Source organism: Streptomyces sp. SID3343, assembly GCF_009865215.1.
Classification (GTDB): Bacteria; Actinomycetota; Actinomycetes; order Streptomycetales; family Streptomycetaceae; genus Embleya.
This window is the reverse complement of sequence record NZ_WWJX01001474.1, coordinates 1-7,901: the sequence shown is the minus strand read 5'-3', so window position 1 is coordinate 7,901 and position 7,901 is coordinate 1. Positions and strand designations below refer to the sequence as shown.

General features: G+C 70.7%; 7 protein-coding genes. 4 read left to right on the top strand and 3 right to left on the bottom strand.

Annotated features, from left to right (window positions below; genetic code table 11):
• The 3 genes from GT354_RS46975 to GT354_RS46965 all read left to right on the top strand — a co-directional run.
• On the top strand, window positions 1–1,903 hold a 1,903-nt coding region (locus GT354_RS46975; RefSeq protein ID WP_161363832.1), incomplete at its 5' end, for a pyruvate carboxylase subunit B.
• Window positions 1,904–2,224: 321 nt separating this feature from the next.
• Complete coding sequence (locus tag GT354_RS46970; RefSeq protein WP_161363830.1) at window positions 2,225–3,178, top strand: RNA polymerase sigma factor SigF; 954 nt, start codon at window positions 2,225–2,227, stop codon at window positions 3,176–3,178.
• 128 nt (window positions 3,179–3,306) lie between these two features.
• Window positions 3,307–4,239, top strand: coding sequence for a SigB/SigF/SigG family RNA polymerase sigma factor (locus tag GT354_RS46965; RefSeq protein WP_161363829.1), 933 nt, complete (start codon window positions 3,307–3,309; stop codon window positions 4,237–4,239).
• A gap of 176 nt (window positions 4,240–4,415) precedes the next feature.
• On the opposite strand, the gene GT354_RS46960 is transcribed toward GT354_RS46965, so the two are convergent.
• Together GT354_RS46960 and GT354_RS46955 are read right to left on the bottom strand one after the other, a co-directional pair.
• Entirely contained in the window at window positions 4,416–5,207 is a 792-nt protein-coding gene (locus GT354_RS46960; protein WP_161363828.1) for a PIG-L family deacetylase, read from the bottom strand.
• Window positions 5,208–5,352: 145 nt separating this feature from the next.
• Window positions 5,353–6,810, bottom strand: coding sequence for an MFS transporter (locus tag GT354_RS46955; protein WP_346012498.1), 1,458 nt, complete (start codon window positions 6,808–6,810; stop codon window positions 5,353–5,355).
• Between the two features lie 203 nt (window positions 6,811–7,013).
• Between GT354_RS46955 and GT354_RS46950 the strand changes: the two genes are divergently transcribed.
• Entirely contained in the window at window positions 7,014–7,484 is a 471-nt protein-coding gene (locus GT354_RS46950; protein WP_346012497.1) for a MarR family transcriptional regulator, read from the top strand.
• A 216-nt stretch (window positions 7,485–7,700) separates the two neighbouring features.
• On the opposite strand, the gene GT354_RS55375 is transcribed toward GT354_RS46950, so the two are convergent.
• The coding region (locus tag GT354_RS55375) for a hypothetical protein (protein ID WP_237536148.1) at window positions 7,701–7,901 on the bottom strand (201 nt) is incomplete at its 5' end.

Genomic DNA, 7,901 nt, shown 5'->3' with positions numbered 1-7,901 from the left:
GCTGCCCGGCGGCGACCTGCCGGCCGGCGGCCGCGACCGCCTGCGGGAACTGGGCGCGGCCGGCTACGCCCGCGCGCTGCGCGAGCAGAACGCGCTCGCGATCACCGACACCACGTTCCGCGACGCGCACCAGTCGCTGCTCGCCACCCGGGTACGCACCTACGACCTCGCGGCCGTCGCGCCCTACGTCGCGCGGTTGACCCCGGAGCTGCTCAGCGTCGAGGCGTGGGGCGGCGCGACCTACGACGTCGCGCTGCGGTTCCTCAAGGAGGACCCGTGGAACCGCCTCGCGGCGCTGCGCGAGGGGATGCCCAACCTCAACCTCCAGATGCTGCTGCGCGGCCGCAACACCGTCGGCTACACGCCGTACCCGGACAAGGTCTGCGTGAAGTTCGTCGAGGAGGCCGCGCGCACCGGCATCGACATCTTCCGCATCTTCGACGCGCTCAACGACATCGAGGCGATGCGCCCGGCGATCGAGGCCACCCTGGGCACGCACGCGATCGCCGAGGGCACGCTGTGCTACACCGGCGACCTGTCCGACCCGGGCGAGAAGCTGTACACGCTGGACTACTACCTGCGCCTGGCCGAACAGCTCGTCGAGGCCGGCGTGCACGTGCTGTGCGTCAAGGACATGGCGGGCCTGCTGCGCGCCCCGGCCGCGCGCACGCTGATCACCGCGCTGCGCGAGCGGTTCGACCTGCCCGTGCACCTGCACACGCACGACACGGCCGGCGGCCAACTCGCGACCTACCTGGCCGCGATCGAGGCCGGCGTGGACGCGGTCGACGGCGCCTCCGCGGCGCTGGCCGGCACCACCAGCCAGCCGCCGCTGTCGGCGATCGTCGCGGCGACCGACTACACCGACCGCGAGAGCGGCGTCTCGCTCGACGCGCTGTGCGCCCTGGAGCCCTATTGGGCCGCCGTGCGCGAGGCGTACTCGCCGTTCGAGTCGGGCCTGCCCGCCCCCACCGGCCGGGTGTACCGCCACGAGATCCCGGGCGGACAGCTCTCCAACCTGCGCCAGCAGGCGATCGCGCTGGGCCTGGGCCACAAGTTCGAGGACATCGAGGACGCCTACGCGGCCTCGAACCGGATCCTGGGCAACATCGTCAAGGTCACCCCGTCCAGCAAGGTCGTCGGCGACCTCGCGCTGCACCTGAGCGCGGTCGGCGCCGACCCGGCCAAGTTCGAGGCCGACCCGAGCGCGTTCGACGTGCCGGACTCGGTGATCGGCTTCCTCCAGGGCGAGCTGGGCACGCCGCCCGGCGGCTGGCCCGAGCCGTTCCGCACCCGCGCCCTCGCGGGCCGCACCGCGAGCTCGACCCGCACGGTCGAACTGACCGCGGCGCAGGAGGCCGCGCTCGACGGCGACGAACTGCGCGACACGCTCAACCGGCTGCTCTTCCCCGGCCCGGCCAAGGACTACGACGAGGCCGAGCGGTTGTACGGCGACGTCTCCGCGGTGCCGACGGTGCCGTTCCTGTACGGGCTGGTCCAGGGCGAGGAACTGGCCATCAAGCTCTCCACGGGCGTCGACCTCTACCTCGCGGTCGAGGCGGTCGGCGAGGTGGACGAGCGCGGGTTCCGCACCGTGTACTGCCGGATGAACGGCCAGCCGCGCGTGCTCTCGGTGCGTGACCGCTCGGTCAAGCCGGCCCGCCCGGAGAGCGAGCGCGCCAACGCGGACAACCCGAAGCACGTCGCCGCGCCGTTCAGTGGTGTGGTGACCCTTCAGGTGGCCGTGGGCGACGAGATCGAGGCCGGTGCCACGGTGGCCACGATCGAGGCGATGAAGATGGAGGCGTCGATCACGGCGCAGAGCGCGGGCACGGTCTCGCGGCTCGCGATCGGTGCGGTGTCGTCGGTCGAGGCGGGAGACCTGCTGCTCGAACTGCGCTGAGCGGTCGCCTCGATCGGTTTCGCGATCGAGATGAGCACAACGAACCACCACTCGAACTTTTCGAGTGGTGGTTCGTCGCGTTTCGTCCACGGATGGCGCACGTTTAGTTGGCCGGTGTCCGATTTCGCTGCGCCGTATGGGCTGCTTTCGCTCGTTTTTTCCGTTTCGCCGGTCCGTCGTTTGCCGAGGTGGGGAGGTGTGTCGCGATCCTGACCTCAGGACGTACCCCCGGAGGGCTCTTGATCTTCCTGTGCTTCAGGTCACAGACTCGATGTCGCTCGGGGTTGTCGGTGTCCATCCATCCGGATTGGGAGACCCTGCATGGCCGTGCGCCTCGACACCCTCCACACGACCTCGGAGACCCGCGCCGCCCCCGGTGCGCCTCCGCCGACCTCTGCACCGGCGCCCGCCCCCGCCTCGACGCCGACCCCGACCCCGCCTCCGGCCCCCGCGCCGACCGTCGACATCGACGACCTGCTGGCCCACCCGCACATGGTGACCCGGCTGCCCACCCCGATGGCCCGAGCGGCCGGCGACCTGATGCTCGCCCGGCTCGCGACCCTGGAACCGGGCACCGTGGACCACTCCTACCTGCGCGGACTGCTCGTCGAACTCAACCTGCCGATGGTCCGGCACGCCGCCGGCCGTTACCGGCGCCGCGGTGAGCCCGTCGAGGACATCGTCCAGGTCGGCACGATCGGCCTGATCAAGGCGATCGACCGCTACGAGGCGGACCGCGGCAGCAGCTTCATGGCCTACGCGATGCCGACGATCATCGGCGAGATCAAGCGCTTCTTCCGGGACACGTCGTGGTCGGTACGCGTCCCGCGCCGGCTGCGCGAACTGCGTACCGAACTGCTGCGCGCCACCGACGAACTCACCGCGATGCACGGCCGTACGCCCACCCCGCGCGAGCTGTCCGAGCGCCTGTGCATCACCGAGGAGGAGGTGCTCGAAGGGCTCGACGCGTGCACGGTGTACACCGCGACCTCGCTCGACGAGACGGCCTACGGCGACGCCGACGGCCAGGAGACGGTGGGCGACCGGCTCGGCTCCGAGGACCACGCCCTCGACCTGGTCGAGTACCGCGAGGCGCTGCGCCCACTGCTGGCCGAACTGCCGCAGCGCGAGCGCGCGATCCTGGTCATGCGCTTCTACGGCAACCTGACGCAGGCGCAGATCGGTGAGCGGATCGGCATCTCGCAGATGCACGTGTCCCGCCTTCTCGCCCGCACGCTGGCATCGCTGCGCGAGCGGCTGATGATCCCGGGTTAGCCCCGGGTCGGCTTGGGGCCCGGACCGCGCCGCGGCACGTTCCCCTTTCCGTCGGGTGTTCGAGGTTTGCGCGTGGGACGGCAGAGAAGCCGCTAGGCGTACGCTCGACCCAGGGAAGGGGAACGCGCATGGGCGTTCGGCTCGACCGCAGAGACCCGCAGAACCCGGTGGCCGCAGCAGGTTCCGGAGCAGGGCCGCCCGCAGCGGGACCGCCGCGAGCAGGACCGCCGGGAGCGGACAGCCCGACCGTCGACGAGGTCTTGGCCGATCCCGGCCGGATGGCGAAGCTGGCCGCGCTGGAGGCCCGTGACCTGGGCGAGCGCCTGCTCGACCGACTGGCTCGCACCGAACCCGGCACCCGCCCGCACAGTGAGCTGCGCGGCTGTCTGGTGGCGTTGAACATGCCGCTGGTGCGCTACGCGGCCGGGCGCTACCGCCGCCGCGCCGAGCCGATGGAGGACATCGTCCAGGTCGGCACGATCGGCTTGATCAAGGCGATCGACCGCTACGACGGCGGCCGCGAGACCGGCTTCCTGGCGTATGCGATGCCCACCATCTCGGGTGAGATCAAGCGCTTCTTCCGGGACACGTCATGGGCGGTCCGGGTTCCGCGCCGGCTGCGCGAACTGCGCGCCGAGCTGATGCGCGCCAACGACAAGCTGACCGCCGACCTCGGCCACGCGCCGTGCGCCGCGCAGCTCGCGAAGGTGCTGAACCTGACCGAGGGCGAGGTCACCGAGGGCCTCACCGCATGCTCCGCGTACAACGCCTCCTCGCTCGACGAATCGGCGTTCGGCGACGGCGCCTCGATCGGCGAACGCATGGGCGGCGAGGACCGCGAGCTGGAGCTGGTGGAGTATCGCGAGTCCCTTCGGCCGCTGATCGCGGACCTGCCCCAGCGGGAGCGGACCATACTCGCGCTGCGCTTCACCGGCGACATGACCCAGGCGCAGATCGGCGAACGCCTGGGCATCTCGCAGATGCACGTGTCGCGCCTGCTGACCCACACCCTGAGCGTGCTGCGCGAGGGACTGACCGGCCGGGAGAGCTACGCGATGTGAGCGGTCTGTGAGCGGTCCGAGCGGGTTCGAGCGGGTTCGAGTGGACCGAGCGCAGTGGGGACCGAGTGCAGTGGCCGAGCGGTGCGATCGGGTCGAGGACGGGCGGTGGCGGCGCGGGCGGTGTGCGCGCGGCCGGGCCGGCCAAGCCCCGAGACTCGGCCGGCCCCGCGTGGGCGCTACCGGAACAGGACTTCGTACGAGCGGCGGAAGTAGGTCAGTTTCTCCGGCGGGAGCGGGACCCGGTCGTCGCGGCCCGGGACCAGCGGGGATATCTGCGAGGCCAGGCAGGACAGCGCGCGTTCCTTGCGGGCCTGTTGGAGCTCGGTGAGGTCCACCCGCACGGCCCGGCCCCACGGGACGCGAGTGTCGTCCGGGCGGGCCCACTGCCACATGCGCAGCGGGAACTCGACCAGGGAGACCCCCGTTTCGCTGCACGCGGCCTCGGCCGCGCGGCCCGTGCTGTCGTGGTCCTCGAAGCCGTCCGAGCGCCAATTGGCCGCGCACAGACCGAATCCCGCGACGAGCGGGATCAGCCGCTGGACGATGTCGCGTTCGTGGGCGGCCACGGCGCGGTCCGGGACCCGCAGCCGAAGCATCTCCACCGGGGCGACCCCGCCCGGGTTGCCGACGATCGTGGCGAAGGCGCGATCCACCTCGCGGATCCGACGCGCGGCCAACACCGAACCGGGCAGCTTGCTGCCGCGATGGGACGCGTCGCCGTCGGTCACGGTGACCACCCGTACCCGCGAACCGGCTTCCACGGCGCGGGAGATGAGACCGCCCACGCCCAGGATCGGGTCCTCCGGGTGCGCCGCCACCACCACGAGCCCACCCGCCAACGCCTTTCCACCGTTGGGGAGTTCGACCGGCAGGGGTCGTTTCCGCCATTCCGACTCGGCCGTCCAGGGCGGCCGGTGGACCGGATCCGGTGCGGGCGCGCGTGATCCGCGGAAGGTGGGAAGGCTCATATCGGCTCCTGAGAGGAGTAGGTGTGGAGTCGGCGGGCTCCCTGTCGGATGTGACAGATCGGGTGGTCGGTGCCGGGGTGTGGCCTACGAGCATCGGCTACCCGGGCAGGTAATTGCCATGTCCTGACGTGAAATTCATGTCACGTCACGAAGATGTCCTGACACTCGCAGTACTGTCCTGCCGGGTCTGAGCAGGGATCTGTCCGGCTTCGGACGGTTTGCGTCCGGGAATGAAAACGGCGACCACAAAGCCGACGACGGCCGCGCCGCAGCCGAGCCACAGGGCCGTCGTGAAGGCGTCGTGGGCGGGGAACTCGCGGCCGCCGGTGTGCATTGTCATGTTGGCGAGCACGACGCCGATCACGGCGCTGGAGGTCGACGTGCCGATCGAGCGCATCAGGGTGTTGAGGCCCGTCGCCGAGCCGGTCTCGCTGATCGGGACGGCCTGCATGATCAGCGACGGCATCGCCGCGTACGCGAGCGCCACGCCGACGGCGGAGAGTACGGCCATCGTGACGATCTTCCAGACCGCGTCGATCATGAACACCGAGAGCGCGTAGCCGATCGCGATCACCACGGTGCCGGCCATCAGCGACACCTTGGGGCCGTAGGTGGAGGACAACCGCGCGGACAACGGCGACACCAGCATCATCACGATCCCGGACGGCGCCATGCACATGCCCGCCACCACCATGCTCTTGCCGAGCCCGTACCCGGTGACCTCGGGGTTCATCAGGATCTGGGGGAACACCAGCGACTGCGCGAACATCGCGAAGCCGACCACGACGGAGGCGAGGTTGGTGAACAGCACCTGTGGCTTGGCCGAGATGCGCAGGTCGACGAGCGGTTGCGCGGTGCGCAGTTCGAGGTAGCCCCACGCGAGCAGGACGACGAGCGCGACGCCGAGCAGGCCGAGCGTGATCGGACTGCCCCATCCCCAGTCGCCGCCCTTGGTGATCGCGAGCAGCAGGGAGATCAGACCGACCGAGAGCCCGGCGGCGCCGGCGAAGTCGAAGCGCCCCGGCAGGCGGATCGGCGACTCGGGGACGAGGAACAGGACCAGGGCGATGTCGACCGCGCCGATCGCCCCCGCGGCCCAGAACATCATGTGCCAGTCGGTGTTCTGCGCGATCAGCGCGGCCACCGGCAGGCCGATCGCGCCGCCGATCCCGAGCGTCGCGCTCATCAGCGCGATCGCGGATCCCAGCTTCGCGGGCGGCAGTTCGTCGCGCATGATGCTGATGCCCAGCGGGATCACGCCGAACGACGCGCCCTGGAGGAAGCGGCCGATCACCATCGGGAGCAGAGCGTCGGAGAGCGCGCACAGCACGGAGCCGACGACCATCAACCCGAGGCTGACGACGAGGATGCGCCGCTTGCCGAACATGTCGCCGAGGCGACCCATGACCGGCGTGCACACGGCGCCCGAGAGCAGCGTGGCGGTCACCACCCACGACGCGTTGGCGGGCGAGGTGTCGAGCAGGTGCGGCAGGCTGGGCAGCAGCGGTACGACGAGGGTCTGCATGAGCGCCACGACCACACCACAGAAGGCGAGTACCGCCACCACGATGCCCGAGCGGTCGACCGGGAGCGGCGCGGGCACGCCGCCGGCTCCGTCGGGTATCGCCGCTGTCGGGACTGGTTCGGACGTTCCGCTCGGACCGCTCACTGACTGCCTCCTGGGGGAGTGACTGGTGGTGACTGCGCGTGGTAGCAAATGTGCACGATACACATGATGTGTATCGTGCACATTGCGAGGGTGCCGCGCTAGGGTCGTGGAGACGGCGCACTGGAGTGAAGGCGGGAGTGGACGTGTTGGAAGGCATCGAGCGAGAGCTGATGCTCATCGCCCGGCACCACGTCATGGGCAAACGGCGCGGCGACGGTATGGAGCGCTCCGCCTATCTGCTGCTGACCCGCCTGGAGGTCGAGGGACCGATGACCATCGGGCAACTCGCGGAAGCGTTCCGGCTCGACACGTCGACGGTGAACCGGCAGGTGGCGGCGCTACTGCGAGCCGGCGACGCGGAGCGGATCGCCGACCCCGCCGGCGGTCTCGCGCGCAAACTGCGGATCACGGCCGAGGGCGCGGGGCGGCTCGCGGGGGAGCGAGAGACGCATTGCCGGGGGCTGGAGCGGGTGTTGGCGTCCTGGGGTGATGGTGAGCGGCAGGAGTTGTACGCGGTCTTGACCCGGTTCAACCTCTCGGTGGAGGAGGTCGAGGGACGGGAGTGGCCTCGGGCTTCCGATGCGGTTGGGGGTGGCGTGGTTCGTTAGCTCTTGGCCGCCTGGCCGCCTGGCCGCCTGGCCGCCTGGCCGCTTGGCCGCTTGGCCCTGGTGGGTGGGGCGGGTTGGGTTGGGCGCGGGCGTTGCGGGGCGTGTTGGTTGGGTTGGGAGTGTGTTCCCACCCGCACCACCCGTTGCGTTTGGGGCGTTGGCTGGGGGATTCGGGCTGCGGGTGGGCGTGATCCGGCCTCGGGGCCTTGGTGGGGGTCAGGATTTCTTGGGCGAGTCGTCGGGCTTGGCGTCGTCGACAGGGTCGCTTTCCGGCTCCGGCTCCGGCTCTGCTTTCGGCTCCGGCTCCGGTTCCGGCTCTGCTTTCGGCTCCGGTTCCGGTTCCGGTTCCGGTTCTGCGTCCGCCTCCGCTTCCGCCTCTGGTTCCGGTTTCGGGTCGGGGTTTGTTTCTGTTGGGGG

Excerpts from the sequence above, each read along its gene's own strand:
- GT354_RS46970 (WP_161363830.1), top strand. The coding sequence starts at position 2,225 with ATGGCCGTGCGCCTCGACACCCTCCACACGACCTCGGAGACCCGCGCC.
- GT354_RS46965 (WP_161363829.1), top strand. The coding sequence starts at position 3,307 with ATGGGCGTTCGGCTCGACCGCAGAGACCCGCAGAACCCGGTGGCCGCA.
- GT354_RS46960 (WP_161363828.1), bottom strand. The coding sequence starts at position 5,207 with ATGAGCCTTCCCACCTTCCGCGGATCACGCGCGCCCGCACCGGATCCG.